Source organism: Chlamydiifrater volucris, assembly GCF_902806995.1.
GTDB lineage: Bacteria > Chlamydiota > Chlamydiia > Chlamydiales > Chlamydiaceae > Chlamydiifrater > Chlamydiifrater volucris.
The window spans coordinates 180801-205235 of the sequence record NZ_LR777654.1 but is presented as its reverse complement, the minus strand read 5'-3'; the positions used below and the strand labels follow the sequence as shown (position 1 = coordinate 205235).

Below are 24435 nucleotides of genomic sequence, written 5' to 3'. Positions count from 1 at the left end.
TAATTTTTTTCCTAGGCTGAATTGCTTTTATGAAAAAAAGTTTCTTATTGCCTATTTTTCTTATTGCTTGCCTCATCATTGGTTGGGAGCTTTGGGCCTTTTACTCACCTGTAGCAAGGCTTGTGTGCCCCCCCCCTACTTCTATCATTTTACGATGCTTCTACTCTCGAGAAATCTTGTTTAAAGAGTCTATAATCACTTTAAGGGAAATTATAGGAGGATTTTTCCTCGCTGGGATCCTTTCTTTCCTCTTAGCTACTATCATGCTCTCCTATAAAACGTCGAAAACTTTCCTACAACCCATTTTTGTTTTACTACAATGTATCCCCATGTTCACTCTTTCCCCCATAATAGTGTTGTGGTTTGGGTGGGGAACGAGTGCCGTGCTTATTCCTACGATCCTGACAATATTTTTCCCTTTGACACTAACCTTATATCAAGGATTTTCTTCAGCTCCTAGAGAGTTACTAGAGTATTTTAAATTACAGAATGCAACGAAAGTTCAAACATTTACAAAATTATTACTTCCTCACTCTATACCTAACATTTTCTCTGGATTAAAGGTTGCCATAGGTTCAGCAGGTTTTGGAGCTATAGCAGGAGAGTGGGTCGGTGGCAACTCGGGACTGGGAATCCTCATCTTAGAAAGTCGCAGAAACTATGAAACAGAACTCACTTTTGCTGGCCTTTTGGTACTTTCTATATTAACAATTTCTCTATACAATTTGGTCCTTTGCTTTGAGAAGACAATCTTCACTCTCCAAAATATAAAGCAAAGAAATCTGTTAAAAATCAAAAAACGTAGAGCTAGAAGTTCCCTCTGTATCCTTTCTTCCTTGGTGTGTTTTTTAGTAGGAGTTCTTTCCTATTATCCTAGACAAGCATCTCTTAACAAATTGAGGAATACTTACGAGATTTCCTTATTGCTCGATTGGACACCGAACCCAAATCATATTCCCCTCTATGTAGGGATAGAAAAAGGGTTTTTTTCTGAACGAGGGATTACCCTCCATATTATTAAAAGCTCTGATAATAGCTCCGTGATTCCCCATCTGATGTTTGAGAAGACAGATCTTACTCTTTATCATGCACTTGGATTAATTCGAGCCCAACTAAAAGGCATGCCCATCGTACATGTGGGTAGACTAGTAGATAAAAGTCTTGGAGGGTTGATATGTAGGAAGGACTGTGGTATCTCTTCCATCCATGATATCAACGGAAAAACCTTGGGATTTTGCTTAAGTAACCCTCAAAATTTGTCTTCTTTTTTGAAAACTTTGAATACAGCAGGTATTTATCCGGGGGATATCAAAAATGTAAGCTCAGACCTTCTTTCTCCCATTATCTCGAAACAAGTTGATTGTATATATGGAGGATTTTACAACATCGAAGGCATTAAACTAAAAGCTCTCGGAATTCCCATTATCCATTTCCTCCCAGAAGATTATGGACTCCCTTCTGGCCCTCAGCTATTGGTCTGTGCCAAAGCCAATACTCTTGCATCTTCAGAACAGTTTATAAGTCTATTCCAAAAAGCACTCCACCAAAGCATCTGCTTTTCTAAAGAGAATCCAGATATGGCTTTCTCCATATATGCAAAGGCTACTTCGAAAGCAACTGAAACGCTGGAAGATGAAAGACAACAATGGGAAGAAACGTTAAACCTTCTAGCAGAAAATCAAAACCCCTTGACCGAAGGACTGCAAATAGAACTTACTAAAACTATTATCCACCATTATCCAGAGCTGGCCGAAGCCGCAACGAGGCATTTAGAAAAGCTTGTTTCTCCAAAGATCACATCGCACAAGGATTTGAAAGAACATGGGAAAGCCTAGATAAAACATCTTTCAAAACTTCAAAAGGCTTTTGTTCTGCTTGAATTCGAGAAACCTTGTGTTTGGGGTAAAAAGCTATAAGCTCCTCAATGTCTCTGTAATATGACTCTAACCTTCGCTTCAAAACATCTATCCCTACTTCTCCTACTAATCCCCTAGTATGTGCCAATCTTTGGGTCCTGGTTAGTAGCTCAACTTCATCAAAAGCTTCCAAGACAATCACATGACGAACTCTTATAAAAGTCCCTAAAAGCTCACACTGCCTCAAAGTCCTGGGCATTCCGGAAAGTAATAAATCTTGCTTCTCTGGTAAAAATTTCCCTGTGGCTATCAATCCTTGAACGTAATACTGCCACACATTTATTACGTATTCGTCTGGGATCAATGCCCCAGTCTTGGCATAGTGATGAAACATCCTGCGTATAGGAGATTCTGGAGAATAACAGCGAAAAACATCCCCCATAGATACATAACATTGACTACCTGATTGAGATAAAAAATTTCCTAACAAATCTTTTCCAACACCTGGGGGACCAAAAAGAAGAATAGTGGAAAAAAGTTCCGAATAAGGTTTTATCACATCAACAATTTCTTGATTAAACATACCAAAACTTATATAAACCTTGCTATTCTTTATAGTATTGGAAAATAATAGCTCTTCCAATTAGTTTTTGAAAAATTTGTAACAATGACTGTTCAGCTTTTATCTTTCTCTCTGGTGCTTTGCTTGGTGACCGATGGGTTTTTAAATATGGCTTATTTACAGGCTCTATTTCAATCTTATTCGCTAAAAAGATCCCTACTGCTTTTATCTAAAGATTTACTAATTTCTTTGCCTATAACTATTGTTCTTTTTTTTACTGGGAAAGGTGCTCTTTCCGCACTAAAAACTCCTGACTGCGCTATCTTAGCCTCGGCAGGAGCTTTGATAGCCTTGAACGGGATAAGGGCTTCCTTCAACAGATCGGGTGAAACCCCCGCTATCCCTCAAAATCGCTCTTTGCTTTTCCCCGTAGCAATTCCCTTAATCATTGGCCCTACATGGCTGGCTGGTTGTTTCGTTTTAATCACGAGCAAGCTCCAGCCGCTAAAAAGCTACTCTGTTTTGGGATTATCTTGGATCCTTATCTTTCTAGGCAGTTTGGCTGTGTTTTCCTTAACAAGGAAAAACAAAATCTTACAAGCCTCTAGAGCAATTACAGGTTTGTTTGTATCTATAATTGGAGTCCAAATTCTTATAAGGGGGTTGCAGTTAGCGCTGCTATCACGTTAAAATGTTATTAGCTTTATTTCAATTAAGCCTTCTTTTTTTCATGCTTTTTGATGCGTTGGGATCTTTTCCGGTGTTCGTCACGCTACTAAAAGATTTCTCTCCAGAGAGACGTCGAAAGATCATCATAAGGGAATGTTTATTCGCGTTAGCCACATTAGTAGTTTTCATCACTTTTGGAAGGAAGATTTTTCATCTTTTTAACGTATCTTTGTACTCCTTCCAAGTAGTTGGGGGATCAATGCTCTTTATTCTCGGGCTGGAAATGGCCTTTTCTCCAATTAAACAGCACACTGAATCAACAACCCATAATTCCAACCAGGATCCAGTCTTTTTTCCTTTGGCTTTTCCCGTATTAACGGGTCCTGCGGTAATTTCTGCTACGCTAAGCTGTGTAGAAGAAAAAATTTACAGCATTGAACTTATTTTTTGCGCTATTTGCTTAGCTTGGGCTGCTTCTCTAGCAATCTTTCTTTACTCAACAGTCTTCAACCGCATTATGGGTAGCAATGGTTTGATCGCTCTTGAGCGACTATTCGGAGTAATCCTTTTAGTTATAGCAGGCAATTTAGTGCTGAAGGGCCTTAGCATAGCTTTTAACATAGGCTTTTATGTAACTTGATGGTGGGTAAAGTGATCAGTAGGAATGACCTCTGCTGGTGTGGTAGCAAAAAGAAGTGGAAACACTGTCACTATCCCATCAAAGGCATGCAAGAAAAACCTAAGGACATCATCTCTTGGTATCGATCCAAATACGGAATTTTGATAAAAAGCGATGTCGAAATAAGGAAAATTCGAAACGCTTGTCAAGTTACAGCTCATATTTTGAACGAGCTTTGTTCTGCAGCAAAAGAAGGGATCACTACCAAGGAATTGGATGCTTTATCTAGAAAATTACATAGTAAATTCTCTGCAATACCGGCTCCCCTGCATTATGGCACTCCGCCTTTCCCGGCAACAATTTGTACGTCCCTAAACGAGGTTATTTGCCATGGAATTCCTAACGATACTCCATTGAAGAAAGGTGACATACTTAACATAGATGTCTCCTGTATTGTCGATGGCTTCTACGGTGATTGCAGTCGAATGGTGCTAATAGAACCTGTTTCTGAAGAAAAACAGCTTGTCTGCAAAGCCTCCCTAGAAGGGTTAGAAAAAGCTATAAACATTTTAAGACCCGACCTCCCTATTTATGCTATCGGAGATACCATAGAAGACGTTGCTGCTGAATATGGTTTTTCTGTCGTAGATCAATTTGTTGGTCATGGGGTAGGCATACAATTTCATGAAGAGCCTTATATCCCTCACCATCGTAACAAATGTAATACCCCCCTAGCGCCAGGGATGACTTTCACGATAGAACCGATGATCAATGTGGGACGTAAAGAAGGGGTGTTAGACTCGAAAAACCACTGGGAAGCCAGAACAGTTGACGGAAAGCCCAGCGCGCAATGGGAACACACCCTCTTAATTACTGAAGAAGGATGCGAGATATTAACTCTTCTAAATGAGTAACTTCCAGTTCAAGCGCAGAGACTTTCGAGGTCAGTTGCTCTACGATGCCAAGCTCCTCGAAATTTTCTTCACCCAAAGTTAACTCATCAACCTTCTCTCTCTTTAAGAGCTTCTCTTTCAAGAGAAAAAATTCCTTCCTAACCGAGGATAAGGCCTTGTCTTTTTCTGTGAACTGGAGCCTTAGCTGCAGGTAAAGAGCTTTGTAATCGACCTTGCCTTCATCCACAGAAGACCTCTCCCCAGAAACTTTTATTCTTGAACTTGGTAGTAACTGCTGTTTCAGAGAATTTAGTTTATCTTGCAATTCTTTAATCTCTAATTCTCTGCCATCCAACAACTTCTTTAACCCATCTATGTCTATTGTTAATTGTTGGTTACTTTTCTCCAAATCCAATTTTTTCTGGTTCCAATCCTCTTGTTTTTGAGACAATTCGGAGATTACAGAGTCCTTAAGAAGAAGTTGCTCTTCTAAAACACTAACAATTTTCTGATTCTTAGGATCTTTTTCCTGTATGCCAACTTTTTCTTCACTCGCTGAAGAAACATTCAACATTCCAAGCTGATCTGAAACTTGAACATACTCTCGGTGCAAGACCGCATAATCCCCTAGCCAACTCTCTTTTTGCTCAGACAATATTTTGAAATCAACTTCCAGATACGAATACTTCTTTTGTAAATCCTCTAAATTTTTCCGAGTTACATCAAAAATCTGAGCAGTCTCATGCATCTGCAATGACAATCCGGCATTCTCTTTCAAAAGTTTGGCCTTTTCCTCTTCATAAGACTTTTTTACAAAAGCTAACTCATTCATCAAACTTTTAATACTTTCCTGTTTTTTTCCCGACTGCTCCTTTGCGCTCTTTACCCCCATAAAGAACACAAACCAGCTTAAAGAAAACGTACCAGCCATCCCCATATCCCAAACAAACTCAAAGGTTAATAAAGGTTCTGACCACCTTACAAAACACATTAAAAACGAAAGATTAACAAAAGAAAAGACAAAACCCCAGACATCAAAAAAGAGTATCAAAAAAAATGCCAAAACAGAATACGCCAGCAACGAAGAAAGAAGAGCACACTTGCAGAAAGAGGCACAAAAAGAACTAATTAAAGTGAGAACCAGAGAAACAAAGAAAATCCAATCCCTCCGAAAGGGTTGTAGCTTCTCAAAAAGATATAAGCTCAACGACTTCTTAGAACAAAATCGAGAAAATCTTAAACCAGGTAATCTCATTCTCTTAAACAACTCACAGTGTTTCTTGTTCAAAAGATTCTTCAATGGACTGATCCATAGATTCCTTGGCGGTTTTCAAAAGATAACTCACTAAGCTGGGGTCTCCCTCATAAGTCATTTCAACATGAATTTTTCCATCTAAAGAGGAGTTTCCACAAGTAATCAATATATAAGCACTTACGTCTTCTTTAGTCATAGATAACCACCCTTCACAACTGCTCTGAGTCAAAATTCTCTCCCTATCCATCAGTTAAATGGAAAACCTCCCCTAAAGCCCACAGGAACCCAACAATTCACACAAAGTTCAGTAGGCTATCAAACTTACGGATAACAAGCTTACTTTTTTTTAGAAACAGCAATTTAATCTCGCCAACTCCCAAAGTTTTTGACGAAAAAAACACCTTTGAAATCAAAATAAAATAAAAACACTAATAACTAAAAAATAATCACTTTCAAACAAAGCAAAAAAATTAATTAAAAACAGAAATGTCAACTGATAAAATTAAATCAACAAAAATTACTTTTTTTTGAGATAAAAACATGTCAGTATCCGCAGGAACTACACCAACAGGACCAATACAGGAATCCAAACTTCCTCCATTGGAACCGCTGAATACACCAAAAATTGGAATCATCTTATTTAACATCTACGAGTTATTACTAGAAGCTATTACCATTAGACAGCAAACTGTTTTAACTCAATCCACTCAGTTAAACGACAATACTAATATCCAACAACAATTAAACCAAGAAACTAATCAAATTAAATTCGCCGTAGTTAATTCAGGAGCATCAGAAGCTGAGATATCCTCCGTCCAAAACCAAAACCAAAACTACTCAGCACAAAGATCCAACATCCAAGACCAACTGGTTACTTGCCGACAAAACGGTCAAATAATTCTGTCCCATGCTTCAACAAATATTAACATCATTCAACAGCTAGCTTCCCAAGACTCCTCATTCCTAAAAACGACAAATTCCATAGGATCCGTAGTCAACCAGCTTAACAAACCCCCAGGATAATAGTACATCTTGGACAAATAAATTAAACCCAAAGGAATTTGCAGAAAATGGATTCAACACAATCTAGTACTATTAATTCAATGACAACTTCTTCTGGAAGAGTAAGCTCTGCCACAGCTGATTCTATTATAGAAAGATTCTCTAAAGACTCCAACCCCCTTATCGTAACGGTTTACTACGTGTACCAATCCGTATTGGTTGCTCAAGACAACTTAACCATCGTTGCTAAGGAACTTCAAGCAAATTCCTCTGCTCAGATCTACCTCAACAACCAAGAAGCTTTGTATCAATACACGGCAGTCCCCAAGGACAAAATAGACAACAACTCTCCAGGATATTTACAAGATATTCAATCTAAAAACCAGGCCATAGGCGCTTCTAGACAAGCTATACAAAACCAAATTTCAGGCTTAGGGAACGCCTCCCAGGTTATATCCAGCAACCTAAACACCAATAATAACATAATTCAACAATCTTTGCAGGTGGGTCAGGCTTTGATACAAACCTTCTCCCAAGTAGTCAGCTTGATTGCAAATATTTAGAGCGAGGAAACATTATGTCTCTTTTTGGCTCCGGGAAAACCGCGAACTTACCCACTTCTCCTGTGGCGACTGTTATCGTTCCCTCGACAAAAGTCATATCTGATCAAATCATTATCAATAAAAATTCTGCAATAAACTTCTGCATAACTACTCTTCTTCAATTATCGATAGCTACGACTGACTTTGCCAAATCTGTTATGTCTGTACTTCAAGAAAATACGGTAGTACAACAAGCGAAAACGAAGGAACTGATAAACCTTCCTCTGTTGAGCGTTCCTTCATTAAAAGAGAAGGGCAAGAAAAAAAAGAAGGGAGACGAGAAGGTAGAGTACGAAAACAGCGTTCAAGTTCAAGCTTACCAAGACTCCAACCAACAAATTGGTGCACAAAGATCTTTTATACAACAAGAATTATCTTCCGCTCAGCAAAGAGCACAAGCAAACCAAAAAGTAGTTAACTCCTCCTTTAGTGAGTCCTTACAAGTTATCCAAGCTGCTTGTGCACTACTAGAAATGCTAGAACAATTAACTATTAAGGCTAATTTAACTAGACCTGCTGGTTAGTTTAGAGTAAATTAAAAAGTTTTAATAAAATATAAGATCTTATACTATAGAGGCTTTCGTAGTTGCAAGGAAAGTCTCTATGAGAGTTATTTTCCCAGATAAACATCAGAAGCCTCACTTATTTTCTAAGATTTTTTCTAAGATTCCTTTCGTGCTTCTTTTTTTCTCCTGTACAGCCCCAATAGCCTCTTATATTTTAAAAAAGATATTCCATGCTCCGGGTCTGTTGGAATTATTTTCCCTATCAAAAGATGGAATAAATTCTCACCGTATTTGGCAATTTTTCACCTACCCGCTGATCTCTTCAGACTCTATAAATCTAACTATAGATGCTAGTTTCGAGCTTTCTCAAAGACTCTTGCTTAGAAACACTCTCGTATGTATTTTTCTTCAAAAGGTCTCAAGACACTTCATTCAAAAACTGGGAACTACCAGTTTCCTTGTATTTCTGGGGATACAGATACCTTGCGTGGGAGCTGCTGTATGGAGCTTAATGAAGCTTACCGGAGCTGAATCTGCCTTTTTCGGCGCTGAATGCATTCTGTGTGCTTTAGCAACAGTCAGCGTGTTCCTAGATCCAGAGAAGCGATTTTATCTCAGACCCTTTCCGTTTTATATCTCGAGAAAGTGGGGGTTTCTCGTTATTCTAGGAATTTTCCTCCTTTCCCTTATAGCATGTAGAGCCTTTTTCTTCTTCGGCGGAGCAGTCCTTTCCGTGCTTCTTTCAATATTGTTCTGCCAAGCAGAAAGACTGCCTAACCCTTACACGATCTCCGATTCTTTCTCCTTCTAGCAGGCTATGTTCAATTCGCTGCTCGAATAGCAGCCAAAGCTTCTTTCAGGCCACACAAAACGCCCTCTTCAAAACGGAAGATGGCATGATTTTCCAACTCAGGGAAATCCATCGGCTGAAGGAGGTCTTCAGAAGTAATCATTGGGACAATGGCTTCGCCTATAATCCGCACTTTTTCAGATTGTTTTTCTATAAGAACCTCTAGAAGTATCCCAACATCTTCACTACTACTCTTCTCCACTCTTCTTCCTCTTTTCTAAAAAAAACTTTTTCATCAAATACTCAGAAGCTTCCTTCTCCACTCCGGAGACACATTTCACTGTGTGAAAAGGGTGTTTTTCCGCAAGTAAATTCACCCAAGTACCACCCGCTCCCAGTCTAAGATCTGGAGCGCCCCAGATCACCCTGGAAAGCCTAGCCAATTGTATGGCTCCTGCACACATAGGGCATGGCTCCAGAGTGATGTAGATGTCCGCTCCACTTAATCTCCAATTGTCAAGCGCTTGCGCAGCCGCCCCTATACACAAAATTTCTGCATGAGCCGTAGGATCTAGTAAAGATTCAACCCTATTGTACCCTCTGGCTATGACTCTGCCGTCCTTCACTATCACACACCCAACAGGAACTTCGTCTTCAGCATAGGCTTTCTCCGCTTCTTTTAAAGCCAGAAGCATAAATCGACGATCCTCTTCAGAAATCATTCGAAACTCCTTGTAGCCTACATAATTTTTTTTGCAGAGTTGATATTTGTTTTTTTAACGCTATCGTATCTGTCAAATATTTCTTCTGCATTCCCGAGATTTTCTTTTCGTACCGGTCTGAGCAACTTTTAACAGCAGTAAGAATCTCAGTGGAAACGTCACTCGACACCTCATCTTTTAAAAGAGATATTGCCTCCAAGGCCTTTTGGCGAAGAAATTCTTTTTCTTCGAAAGAAAAAACTACAAAATTCATTTCTGAAAACAAATAAACATCTATAGCGCAAAACCTTTCTAGAGCAGACCGAATTAATGGCTTAGAAATATCAGCAGGAATTGATTTTATAGACTCTGTTTCTCTGGAAATCGAAGAAAGTGCATCGAAGAAATGGTCATATATCTCCGTTTTTTTTAAAACCCATCTAGAAGCAATAAAAGAAGCTAGTTCTTCATGCTCTCCTGAAGAATTTTCTATAACTTTCAAGTACCCTTCCGAAAGTTCTTCAGTGGATAAGGACGAAAATTTCTTTCCTGGAAAAAATTCTTTAACAAAACGTGCGTCCTTAGCTAGATGCTCTTGCTTCAAATCTTTCTTAACCAAGGAAATTATTTCTTTAAACCAAGGGTGTAATCTTTTCAAACACTCTGTGTATTCCATTAGGATCTTTCTCCAATATTCAATTCTTCACAAACCAGGAGCTTAAACGTTTTTGTGATTTAGAAAAATAACCATTCAAACCAATCTTTAAGAGGGGTTAAAAAAATTCATTGCATCACAGAGAAAAGGAAAGAAAGCTATCATGATTTATTTGATTTTAGAAAAACACTTTCAAGATCTCACAAATGGTGTACATTAACGCCATTCTGACGTATAATTGCGTTTTGCAGTAAACATGTTAAGGAGATATCCGAATGTCTTTGGATAAGGGAACTAAAGAAGAAATTACAAAACGGTTTCAACTTCATGAAAAGGATACTGGCTCTGCGGACGTCCAAATTGCGATATTGACGGAACACATTGCCGACCTAAAGGAACATCTTAAAAGGTCTCCTAAAGACCATAATTCTCGTTTATCACTTCTCAAATTAGTAGGGCAAAGAAGAAAACTCTTAGAGTATCTAAACTCTACAGATACCGAGCGATATAAAAACTTAATCAAAAGGCTTAACCTACGAAAATAAGCTTTTCCCATCACAAGCACGGAATACGGAATGAAAGCAGAAGTTATCGACATCGACCTAGGCAACGGTAAGAAGTTGTTTTTTGAGACAGGTAAAATTGCCAGACAAGCCAGTGGTGCCGTTTTGGCTAGATCGGGAGATACTGTTGTATTTTCTTCGGCATGCTCAGCATCTCTGACTGAAGAAACAGATTTCCTTCCCTTCAGAGTGGATTATCAAGAGCGCTTCTCCGCTGCAGGGAAAACCTCAGGAGGATTTTTAAAGAGAGAAGGGCGCCCTTCCGAAAGGGAGGTGCTGGTCTCCCGACTTATTGACAGGTCCTTAAGACCTACTCTCCCCGAAAGGTTGATGAGGGATGTTCAAATTCTCTCGTACATATGGTCTTATGATGGGAAAAATTCTCCGGATCCATTGGCGATTTGTGCTTCTTCGGCAGCCTTGGCTATATCTAGTGTTCCGATTTTAAATCCTGTTGCTGGAGTTAGAGTCGGGTATATTGATGGAAAGTTCGTTATCAATCCTGATGTACAGCAACTCCCTTCTTCAACTCTCGATTTGATGCTTTCTGGTACAGAAAGCGCCATTTTGATGATAGAGGGACACTGCCATTTTTTGGATGAAGAACAGATTTTAGACGCCATTGCCTTCGGTCACGAGTCTTTGTCTTTGATATGTCGTCAGTTGTCGACCTGGCAACAAGTGGTAGGAAAAGCTAAAGAAAAAGATGCTATTTCCCCTCTTCCGCAGGCTGTGCTTGATTCTGTCCAGCAAAAAACCAATGGAAAGCTTTTTGACCCCTTGTCCCTATCAGACAAGAAACTTCAGGAAGCTGCTCTCAAAGAAATTGAGGACAGTCTCGTCCAAGAATTGTCTCTTGAGGGAGCTCCCGATTTCTCTTCTTTCAATGTCAGGTATGCATTTAAGAAGATCAAATCCGATTTCATGCGTAAAATGATATTGGAAAGCAACCGCAGAGCAGATGGAAGGAACGTCACAGAAATTCGGAATATTACCATAGAGCCTTCTATCCTCCCCAGGACCCACGGTAGTTGCTTGTTCACAAGAGGTGAGACTCAGTCTTTGGCTGTTTGTACTCTGGGGGGAGACAGCATGGGGCAAAGATATGAGGACTTGAACGGGGAAGGTATTAGTAGGTTTTATCTGCACTACTTTTTCCCTCCGTTTTCAGTTGGAGAAGTGGGTAGGGTTGGTTCCCCTGGAAGAAGAGAAGTGGGTCACGGTAAGTTAGCCGAAAGAGCTCTCTCTCATATTTTGCCTGATTTCTCGAGCTTCCCTTATTCTATTCGCTTAGAGTCGAACATTACAGAGTCCAATGGTTCGTCTTCTATGGCTTCTGTTTGCGGTGGATGTCTTGCTCTAATGGATGCCGGAGTACCTATTACTACTCCTGTTTCAGGAATAGCTATGGGTCTAATTTTGGAGGGTGATCGTTCAGTAATCCTTTCTGATATCTCTGGAATAGAAGATCATCTCGGGGACATGGACTTTAAAGTTGCTGGGAGTGAAGACGGCATTGTTGCCTTCCAAATGGATATAAAGGTGGAAGGTATCACTAAGGAAATTATGCGGAAGGCTTTAGAACAGGCCAGGACTGGGCGGACCACTATTTTACATTCTATGAAAAGCGCTGTCCCAACCTTTAGAGAGGAGATGTCTATTTACGCTCCGCGCATAGAGACCATGCGTATCAAACCCAATAAGATCGCAACAGTTATAGGCCCTGGAGGAAGACAGATTCGTCATATCATAGAGACAACAGGCGTACAGATAGACATTAACGATTCTGGGCTTGTCAGTATAGCTGCTCAGACTCCAGAGGCCATGGCTAAAGCTAAAGCCATCATTGAAGAACTGACTTGTGAGGTAGAGGTTGGCAAGGTCTATAATGGACGGGTGACTTCTGTTGTTCCGTTTGGAGCCTTCGTTGAAGTTCTTCCTGGTAAAGAAGGGCTCTGTCACATTTCCGAATTAGATTTTAAGAGAGTGGAGAATGTTTCCGACATAGTCAAAGAAGGCGATATTATAAAAGTCAAACTTCTAAGTATAAACGAAAAAGGACAACTTAAACTAAGTCATAAGGCTGTTTTGCTTTCTGAACAAGCGACCAAATAATCTGATACGTCTCCTTCTCCTTTTCACGTCCACAAAAGAAAAACCCCGCCTCTCGAGGGAGCGGGGTTTTTCTGTTTAGGTAGCATTGAAACCTAATCCATTCTGCAAAGAATCTCCTTCATCCGGAGGTGGTGGTGGAAGTTCATCCGAAGTTTTTTTGAAAAGCAGATTCTCTTCTTTGAGTCGAAGCCGTTTCTTCTCAGGATCCCAAGTATGGTCCATGATCTCCTTGACATCTTTAGCATCAAGAGTTTCAAACTCTATCAACATTTTTGTCATTAATTCCACTTCCTCTCTTCGAGTTTGAACTATATCCAAAGCTCTGGCATACGCCTTTTCGAGAATGGCTTTTACTTCAGCATCTATCACTTTAGCGGTTTCCTCAGAGTAGATTCTTTCATGATAACTACCGTATCCCGTGTAGTTATCAGAACGCTCGTCATAGGCAACAGTGCCTAGCTGATCACTCATTCCCCACTCACAAACCATACTACGTACTAATTTTGTTGCCTGAGCAATATCTTGCTGAGCTCCGCTTGAAACATCATTCAGAAAAATTGCTTCAGCCGCACGCCCTCCCATAAGAACAGCCAATTGATCAAACAGCTCACTCTTCCAATAGCTGAGACGATTCTTCTCTGGGAGAAAATGAGTAGCTCCTAAAGACAAGCCCCTAGGAATAATGGTTACCTTATCTACGGGATCACTATGCTGAACAGATAGTCCAACCACAGCATGCCCAGATTCGTGATAAGCCGTTGTTCGACGTTCCTCAGCATCCATTTCTAAACTTCTTCTTTCTTTGCCGTATAGAACTTTATCCCTGGCTTCAGCAACATCTACTGCAGTTACAGCAGTTCGGTCTCTTCTAGCAGCCAATAAAGCCGCTTCATTAAGTAAGTTTTCTAAATCTGCGCCAGAAGCGCCCGGAGTACTTCTTGCCACAGCCATTAGATCTACTGTAGGATCCAATTTAATTTTTTTCGCGTGCACAGCCAAGATTTCCTGTCTACCTCGAATATCGGGTAAACTGATTACCACACGTCTGTCAAATCTTCCAGGACGTAACAGAGCTTTATCCAACACATCTGGCCTGTTTGTCGCCGCCATAAGTATGACGCCGTCGTTTGTGCCGAAACCATCCATTTCCACTAAAAGTTGATTTAAAGTCTGCTCTCGTTCGTCATGTCCACCGCCGATACCTGCTCCTCTATGTCGACCCACAGCATCTATTTCATCGATGAAAATAATGCAAGGGGCATTCCTTTTCGCTTGCTCAAACATATCTCGAATTCTGCTAGCACCAACCCCAACAAACATCTCTACAAAGTCAGAACCCGCTATAGAGAAGAAAGGTCTGTCAGCTTCTCCTGAAACGGCCTTAGCTATCAAAGTCTTACCTGTCCCTGGAGGCCCTATTAGAAGAACTCCCTTAGGGATCCGCCCCCCCAAAGCCGTAAATTTAGAAGGATTCTTAAGAAAATCTACAATTTCTATCAATTCTTCTTTAGCCTCTTCTATTCCAGCTACATCGGCGAACGTAATTTTGTTTTGCCCCTTGGGCAGTAACTTTGCTGGAGATTTTCCAAAACTCATGGCAGACCCGCCAACCCCTTTAATTTGCCTAGAAAAGACCAAGTAAAGCAAAAACACTACTAGCATAACAGGCATAAGAGTAAATACATACCCTACGTAGTGAGGTGCTGGCTCTTCGCTTTTAAAAGTTTTTTCCAGAACTAGATTGCGTGGCTGATCTGGAGCTTTAAAGGAAAGTGATCTATTGTGACTAAAGTTTCTCCACTCTTCTTTTGCTCCATTGAACCAATGAGAAAATAACTCTGGATCTTGTCTTTCCAAAGCTTTTGAAGAAAGTTCCTTATTATTAAAGAACCATACCACCTCTGAAACTTCTCCTCTAGCCTTATCCAACTGGCTAGCATTGAGCTCCAAAGATTTTTCTATGGAAAGGTATTTTCTTCGCTCCTCTCTATACAACCTCACCGAGCGCAGCGACGCAAAACGGACACCGTCTTCAGGATAGAGAAACGATTGAGAAATTTTTTGCAGAGCATCTAGTGTTTGGCTGTATAATTGCCGAGCATCTTCCAGGCTGTAGTCTTGTTGTAGAGAGATCTCTACCTTGCTAGAAAGAATTTTTAACTCTTCTTTAAGAGACTCAGCACTAATCCCCAAAGCTGGAGAAAGATATTTGCTGATTAGCTCATAAAGGTCAGAACCAAATCTCTTCAAATCAGAAGGTTCCCGAATATCTCTCCGAAATCTAGCCGACAACGCTTGTAAATTTATAATTTGAGGAGAAACACTCTCCTTGACAACGAGAGGCCCTAGTTTACTACTAGCCCTATCAAAGATAGTGTATCCTGAGTCTGGAATAGCAATTCCAGAAATTGCAGAAAACCAGGAAACAGAATTCGCAATTTCACCTTCCAAACTCTCTAAGGAAGCAAGCGTTTCTTGTCTTTCCGATAAGAAGCGATGTTCCTTATCTATTAGTTCCAGGTAACGATACCTGGATTGACTATCGGCACTACTACCATCTCTAAACCTACCACTAAAAGACACTAGATTATCATTAAGGGCAACTTTACGACTATCTTCTGGGACAATTAACCGCAAATTGACTAAGTGTTCTAATTGATGGCTAAAGCCTACTTTAGCTCTCTTTGAACTGACGAAGTTCTGTAGCGCGAAGACCCCAAAAACAACTCCAAACAGGAGGAAAAAGAACATAGAAGGGAAATTCTTTTTAGGGTCACTCTTAAATTTTTTTTCGTATGACATAATCGCACTAACTAAGAACTAATTATTCGTAATAATTATTATTATATAACTACTGTTTTATTTTTCACAAAAAAGCGTACAATCTAGAAGATACAAAAAGAACTTTCGCAAACGTCCATCATATATCACCCTAGTTTACCTATCAACTTAATCCACCGATGCTTCTACCACAATTAGATTATGGAATTTTCAACAGGCAGTCTAACTCTCGCGTATACTGATGGTATTTCTACTAATGTCAATACTTTTGCCGTTAACCCGCATAGACACCTCGCGAGTCCCTTGAACCACATGTTGATAAACAGCCAGCACCGTATGTCTGGAGACCCCCATCTCTTCCATAACAAAAAACCTTTTAATCACTTGCTTAGCCAAAAAAGGTTTTTGTAATAAAGCAACCGGTAAAGTAATAGAAACTTTCGCATCACTTCGAAAAATTTCTTTAAAATATACCGCTGATTCTTGGTTTATATATTCGGACAACTCATCAGAATCTTTAGCTAAAGCTAGCAAAGGAGCCACAATATTTTTTCCAAATTTTTTTTGAATGCAAGGAATGATGGACTTACGCATTCTCGCACGCAAAAAACGGTCTTCCAAGTTAGTTTTATCAAAAAAGTAAGAAATATTTGCTCGCTGCAACTTATCTTCAATATCCTGTTTTCTCAAATGCAATAGGGGCCTGATAACGGGAATAGAAAACATGTAAGACAACTCCCTAGGTCCCGAAAGGCTAGCTAATCCTGCCCCTTCAAAAATTCGTTTAAGGACGGTTTCTATTTTGTCATCTGCATGGTGCCCAACAAAAACACCACTCAATCCCTCTTGTTCACAAATTTCCCGAAAAAAAGCGTAACGAGCCTCCCTAGCGACATTTTCCAAATCTCCTTCTCCCCAATCTTTTTTATCTATCGAGCGACAAAAGAAAGAGATGCCATGCTCTTCACAAAGCTTCCGTAATAAAGAGGCCTCTAGAAAAGATTCCTCACGCCACCCATGATCCACATGGGCTGCAATAAAAGAAATTTTATATAAAATTAGCACATGAAAAAGAAAAGTAGAATCCGGACCGCCAGAAAGTGCCAATAAATAACGTTTTTTCTTATCCAAAGAAGAAAAAAATAACTCCAATTGATTATCCTTGAAAAGAACACTACGCATAAAAACAACTCAAGGCGGCAAAAGCGGCGACCTCACGCCCTTTGAGACAGAATAAAAGCTGGAGAAATTAGCTCGCTCTTCTAAGAAAGTCAAGGGAATTTACGTTACATGCCTCTACTTTGGAAGCTTCTCATATTAAGATTTTTGAAAACTACCTGCCTGTGTAGTCTCAGTCTTATTTTTATCTCTATGATTGGGTCCCTACAAGAAATCGTAGCTTTAATTGCTAAGAATATTTCCTATATTACAGTTTTAAAATTAACTATTTACCAAATCCCTTACCTGCTCCCTTTCATCATTCCAGTTTCCTGTTTTGTAGCATCGTTCTCTCTCTTTAGAAAGTTATCAGATAATAACCAAATAACGTTTTTAAGATCTTCAGGAGCTTCTCAAGCCTTGATTATCTTCCCGTTACTGGTTGCCGCCGGTGTAATTTGTTGTATCAACTTCTATACTTGTTCTGAATTAGCTTCTATCTGCAGATACAGAACATGCAAAGAAATAGCTAACATAGCTATGACATCTCCAGCTCTGTTGCTACAAACAATTCAAAAAAATGAAACTAATCGGATTTTCATAGCAGTTGACAATTGTCGTAAAAATACCTTTAGTGATGTGATTGTAGCCCTAAAACGGGACAGAGAAATATCCGATATTGGAATCATAAAAAATATTATTCCAGACACAGCTAAAGATACCGTATCCGCTAACAAGGTGCTAATTATATCAAAAATTCCAGACTCTTTGAAGCAAGACTCCGATTCACAGGAAATTTATACAGAAACCATCGACAGTATCTTAATACCCAAAGTTACCTCCACTTTATTTGCAGGGAAATCTTACATGAAAACAAGGACAGACTACTTGCCATGGAAAACTTTGTTGCAAAATTGCAGGCGGGGAAAAGACTCTAGAGAATTATTACCCGAAATCTTTAGACGGCTGGCCATAGGTACTCTATGTGTTACCCTTACCTATTCCGGTATTGTCCTTGGCACCTACAAACCTAGATTCAAAAAAAGATTCAATCCCCTTATAGTACTCCCTATCCTGACTATAACCCTTCTGATCATAGGAAAAAACACGAAATCCATGGCCATGGCTTTTATCCTATTTGTTCTACCTCAGCTCTTTGCTTGGATTATATTTTTCATTACATCATATAGAGAGACACGAGGTCGAGCTTAAATGAAATTGTGGCAGCGTCACTTACTACTCCGATTTTGGACTATCTTTTTAGTACTGGTGATTTCTTCCTTCCTGTTTTATTCCTCGATTCACCACTCTTTGCATGTAATGAAGTCTACCGGTTCAACTTCGACTGTAGTTCCTTGGAAACTCAATACCCTATACTACCTCTCCCAAATCGGGTTAAAAAGTGAATTTCTATTTCCTCAGCTAATTGCAGTAACAACTACACTGACTCTCTCATCCATGCAACACAAACGCGAAGTCTCTTTACTTCAAGCCTCCGGATTATCTTTAAAGCAGTTTCTTTCTCCCTTGCTATTCTCTGTGGGACTCATCACGGTCTTTCTTTACGCAAACTTTCAATGGTTGTACCCCGCTTGCGAAAACATCTCACTAAAAAAAGAGTCTCTAGAGAAAGGATCCAAAACCACTAGGGAAGATAAAATTCCAGCTCTTTACTTGAAAGATCAAACTGTTTTAATTTACTCTAGCATTGACAGAACGGCCATGACCTTAAATAAGGTGTTTTGGATAAAATCTCGAAATGAGATCTATTCTATCGAGCGACTTGCTTTCAATACTCTTTCCCTACCTATGGGGTTTAGTGTTATGCTTTTCAAAAATCAAGAAAGCACTAACACCGTTTCCCAACAATTCTTTGATATGAAGGAATTTCCTGAAATTGAATTCGGATTTTACGATAATCCTTTCTCCAAAATTTTCACTGCAGGAGCAAAAAATCGATTATCAGAAATCTTCGGAGCCATTCCCTGGAAAGCCACTGGACCAGGGACAACTACAAGTATACCGCAGCGAATAGCTGCTCTCATCTCTCACTTCTACTACAGATTATTCTCTCCTTTAGCGTGTCTTGCAGCAACAATTGTTTCCGCTGCATTTTGCTTACGCTTCTCTCGAACACCAAAAGTAGCTTTGGCTTATCTGGTGCCTCTTAGTCTAGTGAATATCTTCTTTGTTTTCCTCAAAGCTGGTATGGTTTTATCTTCAAACAGCGTCTTACCTGTCTTGCAAACAATGGTTGTGGCGCCATTGGCGCTCGCTTTATACTCGGGTTACAAATTTGCTAACCTTCGTTGATTTGTGGCACAAACCCCATAAATTCCCATCCCTCCAAATCGAGTTCATATAAAGAATGCAACTTAGGTAAGTTTTTCCTATTTTTCCTCAGAGAGCTCATCAATTTTTCCAAAAGCTCCACGCAAGGAGACATCACCTGCCTATCTCGCATCAAAAATGTTGAAACAGAAAGCTTTGCTAGCATCGATTTTAAAAATTTCTCATCCCACTCTGTTGATTTTCTTGAGAAACAACAAAGCCCAGCAAGAAAAGCACCCACATAATCAAGTCCATCTTTAGACATTATCCAGAAATAATTTGGGAGAATAATTTCTAATTGCTTAAAAACCAACAAATAAGAAACCAAGTGGAGTAGTAGCAACTTATCGTTCCGGAATAAAATTTTTTTCTTAGAGAAAAAGACATCTTTTAAACTATTGAGACATTTAGGTAAAAATTCTTTTTCCAGTCTATTTTTAATAAGACTATCCATTCTATAAGAAGAACTTACCTCATTTTTTGTAAGTTCTTCCAACACTGCCTGGACGAACTCATTAAAATCTTTGATCTCTTCTTTTCCTTCAATATTTAGCAGCAAATCTTCTGGCTCAGGACAAGAGAATACCTTTATATTTCCTGAAAAATCAGAATTGTCTGCACACTCCTCTAGGAGCCTGGTCCTGGCCTTATCTTTCTTGGATTGCCTATTCTGAAAATTGACGACAAAAACAGAAGATCCTTCTCGTTTTAAAATTTTCAATAAAGATAAAAATTCTTGATTTAAAGAAGCATATAAAACGGATTCTTGAGTGATAGGATTAGCTGAAGAAAAGACTTTCATAAACGCTTTTCCATTGCTGCAAACCAAATTGCCTTCAAAGGAGGGCGTCATGCCCATTTTGAATGGATCAAATTGCTGACACGAATGCTTATCGGATAGATAATCTAGTGATTTTAGTAATGGGCCATTAGGAAATTTAGAAAATATTCGATGCTGTTCATCATATAAATCAGATACGTACTTGCTTGCGGACATCTTTTTTCCTTCCATTGAAGAATTCATTTGGCTGAACAAATAACGCAAAGCTTCAGAGTTATCTGGACGATAGAAGAACAAAGACAATATCCACTTGTCAACGATCCTCCCAGACGTAATCCTTAAATCAGTTTTCTCTGAAGTATTAAAACTCCCCTCTTCCAACAACAGTGTTGCCTCTCTGAGAAAACCCAAAAAGTCATTGAAATAGGCCAAATTACTTTTTATAGGTTTTGAAGAGATCTTTGTTTTAGAAGTTTTGGATAACATGAGAGCCAAAATCGCATTATGAACAGCAGAAACTTCAGGAATGGTTTTGTTTTTTAGGGCTCCTAATTTATAAAAATCTCGTATGAAAGGTTCTGAGGCGGAAAATATGTAGTTACTTTGTCTTTCTTTTTCGTTGCCCTGCCATAAGAACGTTTTTGTTAAAGGGTCGACAGTAGAAGAGGCTTCATGAAGCTTTCCATGCTTTGCTATAATCTGTGCTAAGGATTCTGTATAAAACCTCTTATTATCTTCATTTCTTATAAAAAATAGTTCGTAATACCTATCTCGCTTCACTTCTACAAGACTATCCAAAGTGGGGACTTTGGATAGGTCATTATCAAGATTGACTTCTTGTTCTTTAATGGCTAACGAATCCTTAGCTTCTGTGCCAATTACATGCTCATAAGTATTTCGTAGATCATTATATTCTTCGGATACTCCTATACTTTCCAGTAGATCTGATTGACCATCAAAGACTTCTAACAAATCTTCCACCTCGTGAATAAAAGGGTTCCTTGTAAGCTGTTGCTTATTAGAAAATTTGTTAATGTAGCTTCCTATTGACTCCATTGAGTGCTTTATGGAGGCTGCCAACTCTCCGCAAGGAAATAAATACAATGAATCGCGAGAGTTCTTTGGTGATACAACAACCTCTGAATCTTCAAAGAAGCAAGACGTATTTGAAAGAAGATTTTTTCTTATATTCTGAACATGTTTCATTGCCTCTTGCAAGCTCTGTTCTTGCTTTTCCATAGCCATCCCCCCGACATGGAACAAAAAATATAAAAAGCTAAACTAAAGAATAATTATTTAATTTATCAAAAAAATAATATTATTATCAATTAATTCAAAATTGATAAAAAAGAACAAAAAACACAATCAACTAAAAAAGAAAGGAAAAGAGAGAGAAAAAATAAGGAAAAACCGGAAGAAGAGGGATTCGAACCCCCGGATCCTTTCAGATCTCCTGTTTTCAAGACAGGTGCATTAAACCGCTCTGCCATTCTTCCATAAGAGAGATAACAACTATACTAAAACTGCTTCAAAAACTTAACATCATTTTCAAAAAACAGTCGAATATCTGGTATACCGTGACGCAACATAACAAGTCGCTCTATTCCCATTCCTAGAGCATAACCAGAAAGTTTCTCCGGGTCTGCCCCTCCTTTGCACAATACATTTGGATGTATCATCCCCGCGCCAGCGACCTCTAGCCATCCCGTATTCTTGCACAGAGAGCATCCCTTTTCCGCACATTCTATGCAAGATACGTCTACTTCGACACCGGGTTCTACAAAAGGAAAGTAGCTATGGCGAAACTTCAAGCGCACATTTTTATTAAAAAACCTTTGAAAAACTTCTCGGAGAACCACGATAAGATCCACCATACTAACGTTTTCATCTATAAGGAAAGCCTCTATCTGATGAAACATCATATGAGATCTAGAAGACACATCCTCATTTCTGAAACATAGCCCCGGAGCTACGACCTTCATCCTTTTGCTTTGACTTCTTTTCAATTCCCTAGCTTGAACATTTGAAGTATGGGTGCGCAACAAGGTCTTCTCATCTAAGTAAAAAGTGTCATGCATTTGCCGAGCTGGGTGATCATCGGGGAAATTCAAAAGAGAAAAATTATTAGCTTCACTCTCAATGTTTGGCGCTTCCTGAATAGAAAAGCCTAAGGAAACAAAAATATCGACGACTTCGCGAAGAGTCTTTTTCAAAACATGCTCCCCTCCGGAAAAACAGGCCTCTCCGGGAAGAGTCACGTCTATCCTTTCGGAAAAAAACCTCTTATATTCCTCTTCTTCAAGGAACTTCTCCGAAACGCTAGATATCTCTTCCTCGATAAAAGCTTTGCAGGAGTTGATCAAGGCTCCCAAGGAGGGCCTCTCTTCTGGCGGAACCTTCTTGAGTTCCTCAGAAAAATTACGGAAAATCCCCTTTTTCCCAAGATACCTAACTCTAATATCAGCAAGCTCCTCAGAACTCTTAGCACTACTAATTTCCGCAGAAAAGTCCCTACGAACAGAGGATACCCGTTCTTCGATACTCATAAAGAATCTCGTATTACTCTAGACCGCAGCCTCAAGAGCTCTTTTAGCTTCGCTGGCCACTCGAGAGAATGCCTCAGGATTGTGTATAGCCATTTCAGAAAGCATTTTTCTATTTAGAGAAATTCCAGAAAGCTTTAACCCATTTATTAATCGACTATAAGAAAGCCCATTGATCCTGGAAGCCACATTCAAACGGGTAATCCAGAGACGACGAAAATCCCCTTTTCGATCTTTTCGATGCATGTAATTGAAAGCCATAGCTCTCATGACAGCCGAGCAAGACTGTCTGTAGTGTCCTTTCCTATCCCCCCAAAACCCTTTAGCCTGCTTCAAGATGCGCTTGCGACGACGACGAGAAGCTACTGAACCTGTTGCACGTACCATACGTTAAAAACCATCCTTGCAAAACACTCGAACTAAGCGAGCATCATACGTTTATACATTTTTACTTGAGACTCATCCATCACAGGACGCTTGGAGAGATTTCTTTTAGCTTGAGAAGACTTCTTAGTCAACTTATGCCTCTTCCCAGGACAAGTCCTGAGCAATTTTCCTGTGCCCGTCAATTTGAAACGAGACCTCACAGATTTGTTACTTTTCATCTTGGGCATGTATTCTTTCCTGTTTTTTTCTAGTTTTTACTGTCACAGGAGCGACGACGCAGCTCAAAGACCTACCTGTCAACTTAGGTTCAGCCTCCACTCCCCCAACATCCTCTAGGAGCTGGCTCATACGCTGAACAACTCTATGACCATGCTCTGGGTAAGCCAATTCCCGCCCCCGGAAGGTACAAGTAATCTTAACCTTATTTCCTTTTTCCAAAAAAGCCCTAGCTTGCTTGGATTTTGTCATAAAATCATTCTCATCAATGTTCGGCTTAAGCTTAACTTCCTTGACACGAACCTGATGTTGGGCTTTCTTATTGTCTTTTTCCTTTTTAGTGAGGTCATATCGGTACTTTCCGTAATCCATGATCTTACAGACGGGAGGCTCACTATTGGACGCAACCTCTACTAAATCTAGATCTGCTTCCCTGGCCATATCGAGAGCCTCTTTGATGGAAACAACCCCCATTTGCTCTCCACCAACCCCGATTACTCTAACCTTAGGAGCACGAATTTGCTTATTAACTTTCAGATTGACAGCCACTTTTATCCTGCAATTATATTTTGAGAACCTTAACCGCACCGTTGGGCAGTCCCAACACTCATACTCCCACTCTCCGAGACAAAAAAGTCCCTTTCAAGAAGGGGAAGATCTTAGTTTATTATGAAAAGAAAATCAATCGAAAATCTGTTACTTCTCGAGTAAGAGGCATCTCTTTTGAAAAGAAAACCTTTAGAAGTAAAAAATTAGTTTTATAGAAGTTTTGGATAGAAATTCATTATTGCAAATAAAGTTTCCCAATAATTAAAATCGTCTCCTCCATCCCTCGGTCAAAAAGCACGAGCTTTCCCAGGGTCGTTGCAAGTGGTTGTTTGTTACAAAAATCAGATTCTTTTTTTACACAGGTGTTTTAATGGCTGCGCCTGCTACAAAGGGAGTTCCTTTTAGCGTAGAGTCTTGTCACAGCTCTATCCCACAAACTAAGTTTCGGGAGATAACTTTACAGATCCTTTTTGCCATGGACGTTTCCGGCCAGGAAGATGAAGTTATTCCTATGGTCATGCGGGAGGTGCGCGTTTCCAAAAGACATGTCCTCAGCGCTTTTTCTATGGCGTCAGCTGTCATCGACAATAAAAATTCTCTCGACGACCTCCTAAGAGAAAATATAGAAGGAAGCCATCAAGAGAAAGTTTCTCGATTGGAGAAAAATGTCCTCCGACTCATTTGTTATGAGCGTTTTTCCGCTAATGATTCTCCTGCTGCCGATGCCGTACTTATTTCTGAAGCTATTAGATTAACAAAAAAATTTGGTCACCCACCAGCCTCGGCTTTCGTTCACGCCGTACTCGACTCTATCTTTCAAAAAAATCATTCCTTAACATTTACTAGAATCTCTTTTCCTTCTAACCTAAAGACCAACTAATTCTTTGATTAGATATGCCAC

General features: G+C 39.6%; 26 protein-coding genes and 1 tRNA gene. 13 read left to right on the top strand and 14 right to left on the bottom strand.

The annotated features are described in order from the left end of the window. The first annotated feature begins 29 nt into the window (after positions 1 to 29). The gene (locus tag KJA62_RS00875) at positions 30 to 1835 is read left to right on the top strand and encodes an ABC transporter substrate-binding protein (protein ID WP_213318167.1); all 1806 of its coding nucleotides are present in this window, start codon (positions 30 to 32) and stop codon (positions 1833 to 1835) included. On the opposite strand, the gene KJA62_RS00870 is transcribed toward KJA62_RS00875, so the two are convergent. Beyond that, complete coding sequence (locus KJA62_RS00870; RefSeq protein ID WP_213318166.1) at positions 1795 to 2439, bottom strand: nucleoside monophosphate kinase; 645 nt, start codon at positions 2437 to 2439, stop codon at positions 1795 to 1797. The genes KJA62_RS00875 and KJA62_RS00870 overlap by 41 nt on opposite strands. Positions 2440 to 2523: 84 nt before the next feature. Between KJA62_RS00870 and KJA62_RS00865 the strand changes: the two genes are divergently transcribed. From KJA62_RS00865 to KJA62_RS00855, 3 genes are read left to right on the top strand one after another with little or no spacing between them, the layout of a single operon-like run. Next, positions 2524 to 3108 carry a MarC family protein gene (locus KJA62_RS00865; protein ID WP_213318165.1) on the top strand — a complete coding sequence of 195 codons (585 nt, stop codon included), beginning with the start codon at positions 2524 to 2526 and terminating at the stop codon, positions 3106 to 3108. A gap of 1 nt (position 3109) precedes the next feature. Then, complete coding sequence (locus tag KJA62_RS00860) at positions 3110 to 3727, top strand: MarC family protein (RefSeq protein ID WP_213318164.1); 618 nt, start codon at positions 3110 to 3112, stop codon at positions 3725 to 3727. 14 nt (positions 3728 to 3741) lie between these two features. Further along, positions 3742 to 4620 (top strand): methionyl aminopeptidase, encoded by an 879-nt coding sequence (locus KJA62_RS00855; protein WP_213318928.1) that lies wholly within the window; start codon positions 3742 to 3744, stop codon positions 4618 to 4620. On the opposite strand, the gene KJA62_RS00850 is transcribed toward KJA62_RS00855, so the two are convergent. Together KJA62_RS00850 and KJA62_RS00845 are read right to left on the bottom strand one after the other, a co-directional pair. Further along, positions 4577 to 5491 (bottom strand): hypothetical protein, encoded by a 915-nt coding sequence (locus KJA62_RS00850; RefSeq protein ID WP_213318163.1) that lies wholly within the window; start codon positions 5489 to 5491, stop codon positions 4577 to 4579. The two genes, KJA62_RS00855 and KJA62_RS00850, sit on opposite strands and share 44 nt — an antisense overlap. A 376-nt stretch (positions 5492 to 5867) precedes the next feature. Next, positions 5868 to 6050 carry a hypothetical protein gene (locus tag KJA62_RS00845; RefSeq protein ID WP_246481871.1) on the bottom strand — a complete coding sequence of 61 codons (183 nt, stop codon included), beginning with the start codon at positions 6048 to 6050 and terminating at the stop codon, positions 5868 to 5870. A gap of 344 nt (positions 6051 to 6394) precedes the next feature. Between KJA62_RS00845 and KJA62_RS00840 the strand changes: the two genes are divergently transcribed. The 4 genes from KJA62_RS00840 (at position 6395) to KJA62_RS00825 (ending at position 8775) form a co-directional block, all read left to right on the top strand. After that, entirely contained in the window at positions 6395 to 6877 is a 483-nt protein-coding gene (locus KJA62_RS00840) for a DUF720 domain-containing protein (protein WP_213318161.1), read from the top strand. A 47-nt stretch (positions 6878 to 6924) separates the two neighbouring features. After that, a complete protein-coding gene (locus tag KJA62_RS00835) occupies positions 6925 to 7419 on the top strand; it encodes a DUF720 domain-containing protein (protein ID WP_213318160.1) in 495 nt (164 codons plus the stop codon). 14 nt (positions 7420 to 7433) lie between these two features. Next, complete coding sequence (locus KJA62_RS00830; RefSeq protein ID WP_213318159.1) at positions 7434 to 7982, top strand: CT847 family type III secretion system effector protein; 549 nt, start codon at positions 7434 to 7436, stop codon at positions 7980 to 7982. Positions 7983 to 8061: 79 nt separating this feature from the next. Then, a complete protein-coding gene (locus tag KJA62_RS00825) occupies positions 8062 to 8775 on the top strand; it encodes a hypothetical protein (protein WP_213318158.1) in 714 nt (237 codons plus the stop codon). A gap of 10 nt (positions 8776 to 8785) precedes the next feature. Here the strand turns inward: KJA62_RS00825 and KJA62_RS00820 are convergent, their stop codons facing one another. The 3 genes from KJA62_RS00820 to KJA62_RS00810 are packed head-to-tail and all read right to left on the bottom strand — an operon-like array spanning position 8786 to position 10131. Further along, positions 8786 to 9016: a hypothetical protein gene (locus KJA62_RS00820; RefSeq protein ID WP_425513827.1), complete on the bottom strand. Its 231-nt coding sequence runs from the start codon at positions 9014 to 9016 to the stop codon at positions 8786 to 8788. After that, entirely contained in the window at positions 9003 to 9476 is a 474-nt protein-coding gene (locus tag KJA62_RS00815) for a nucleoside deaminase (RefSeq protein ID WP_213318157.1), read from the bottom strand. The genes KJA62_RS00820 and KJA62_RS00815 overlap by 14 nt, the downstream gene beginning before the upstream one ends. Next, positions 9466 to 10131: a hypothetical protein gene (locus tag KJA62_RS00810; protein ID WP_213318156.1), complete on the bottom strand. Its 666-nt coding sequence runs from the start codon at positions 10129 to 10131 to the stop codon at positions 9466 to 9468. The genes KJA62_RS00815 and KJA62_RS00810 overlap by 11 nt, the downstream gene beginning before the upstream one ends. Before the next feature lie 254 nt (positions 10132 to 10385). Between KJA62_RS00810 and rpsO the strand changes: the two genes are divergently transcribed. Beyond that, on the top strand, positions 10386 to 10655 hold the full coding sequence (rpsO, locus tag KJA62_RS00805) for a 30S ribosomal protein S15 (RefSeq protein WP_213318155.1): 270 nt from the start codon (positions 10386 to 10388) through the stop codon (positions 10653 to 10655). Positions 10656 to 10685: 30 nt separating this feature from the next. Then, positions 10686 to 12788 carry a polyribonucleotide nucleotidyltransferase gene (gene pnp / locus KJA62_RS00800; RefSeq protein ID WP_213318154.1) on the top strand — a complete coding sequence of 701 codons (2103 nt, stop codon included), beginning with the start codon at positions 10686 to 10688 and terminating at the stop codon, positions 12786 to 12788. Positions 12789 to 12863: 75 nt separating this feature from the next. Here the strand turns inward: pnp and ftsH are convergent, their stop codons facing one another. Together ftsH and tilS are read right to left on the bottom strand one after the other, a co-directional pair. Beyond that, positions 12864 to 15590 carry an ATP-dependent zinc metalloprotease FtsH gene (ftsH, locus tag KJA62_RS00795; RefSeq protein WP_213318153.1) on the bottom strand — a complete coding sequence of 909 codons (2727 nt, stop codon included), beginning with the start codon at positions 15588 to 15590 and terminating at the stop codon, positions 12864 to 12866. A 201-nt stretch (positions 15591 to 15791) separates the two neighbouring features. After that, positions 15792 to 16751: a tRNA lysidine(34) synthetase TilS gene (gene tilS / locus KJA62_RS00790; RefSeq protein ID WP_213318152.1), complete on the bottom strand. Its 960-nt coding sequence runs from the start codon at positions 16749 to 16751 to the stop codon at positions 15792 to 15794. A gap of 108 nt (positions 16752 to 16859) precedes the next feature. Between tilS and KJA62_RS00785 the strand changes: the two genes are divergently transcribed. Further along, positions 16860 to 17939, top strand: a complete 1080-nt coding sequence (locus KJA62_RS00785) for an LptF/LptG family permease (protein ID WP_213318151.1) — start codon at positions 16860 to 16862, stop codon at positions 17937 to 17939. After that, a complete protein-coding gene (locus KJA62_RS00780) occupies positions 17940 to 19040 on the top strand; it encodes an LptF/LptG family permease (RefSeq protein WP_213318150.1) in 1101 nt (366 codons plus the stop codon). On the opposite strand, the gene KJA62_RS00775 is transcribed toward KJA62_RS00780, so the two are convergent. The 6 genes from KJA62_RS00775 to infC form a co-directional block, all read right to left on the bottom strand. Next, on the bottom strand, positions 19027 to 21078 hold the full coding sequence (locus tag KJA62_RS00775) for a calcium-binding protein (RefSeq protein ID WP_213318149.1): 2052 nt from the start codon (positions 21076 to 21078) through the stop codon (positions 19027 to 19029). The two genes, KJA62_RS00780 and KJA62_RS00775, sit on opposite strands and share 14 nt — an antisense overlap. 172 nt (positions 21079 to 21250) lie before the next feature. Next, a tRNA-Ser gene (locus KJA62_RS00770) sits at positions 21251 to 21335 on the bottom strand. Between the two features lie 21 nt (positions 21336 to 21356). Next, positions 21357 to 22385 (bottom strand): phenylalanine--tRNA ligase subunit alpha, encoded by a 1029-nt coding sequence (pheS, locus tag KJA62_RS00765; RefSeq protein ID WP_213318148.1) that lies wholly within the window; start codon positions 22383 to 22385, stop codon positions 21357 to 21359. A gap of 18 nt (positions 22386 to 22403) precedes the next feature. Next, positions 22404 to 22769, bottom strand: coding sequence for a 50S ribosomal protein L20 (gene rplT, locus KJA62_RS00760; RefSeq protein ID WP_213318147.1), 366 nt, complete (start codon positions 22767 to 22769; stop codon positions 22404 to 22406). A gap of 32 nt (positions 22770 to 22801) precedes the next feature. Further along, complete coding sequence (gene rpmI, locus KJA62_RS00755) at positions 22802 to 22996, bottom strand: 50S ribosomal protein L35 (protein ID WP_213318146.1); 195 nt, start codon at positions 22994 to 22996, stop codon at positions 22802 to 22804. Then, positions 22977 to 23534 (bottom strand): translation initiation factor IF-3, encoded by a 558-nt coding sequence (infC, locus tag KJA62_RS00750; RefSeq protein ID WP_213318145.1) that lies wholly within the window; start codon positions 23532 to 23534, stop codon positions 22977 to 22979. The genes rpmI and infC overlap by 20 nt, the downstream gene beginning before the upstream one ends. A 370-nt stretch (positions 23535 to 23904) precedes the next feature. Here infC and KJA62_RS00745 point away from each other — a divergent pair, with 370 nt between their 5' ends. After that, positions 23905 to 24414: a transcription antitermination factor NusB gene (locus tag KJA62_RS00745; RefSeq protein WP_213318144.1), complete on the top strand. Its 510-nt coding sequence runs from the start codon at positions 23905 to 23907 to the stop codon at positions 24412 to 24414. Positions 24415 to 24435 lie beyond the last annotated feature (21 nt).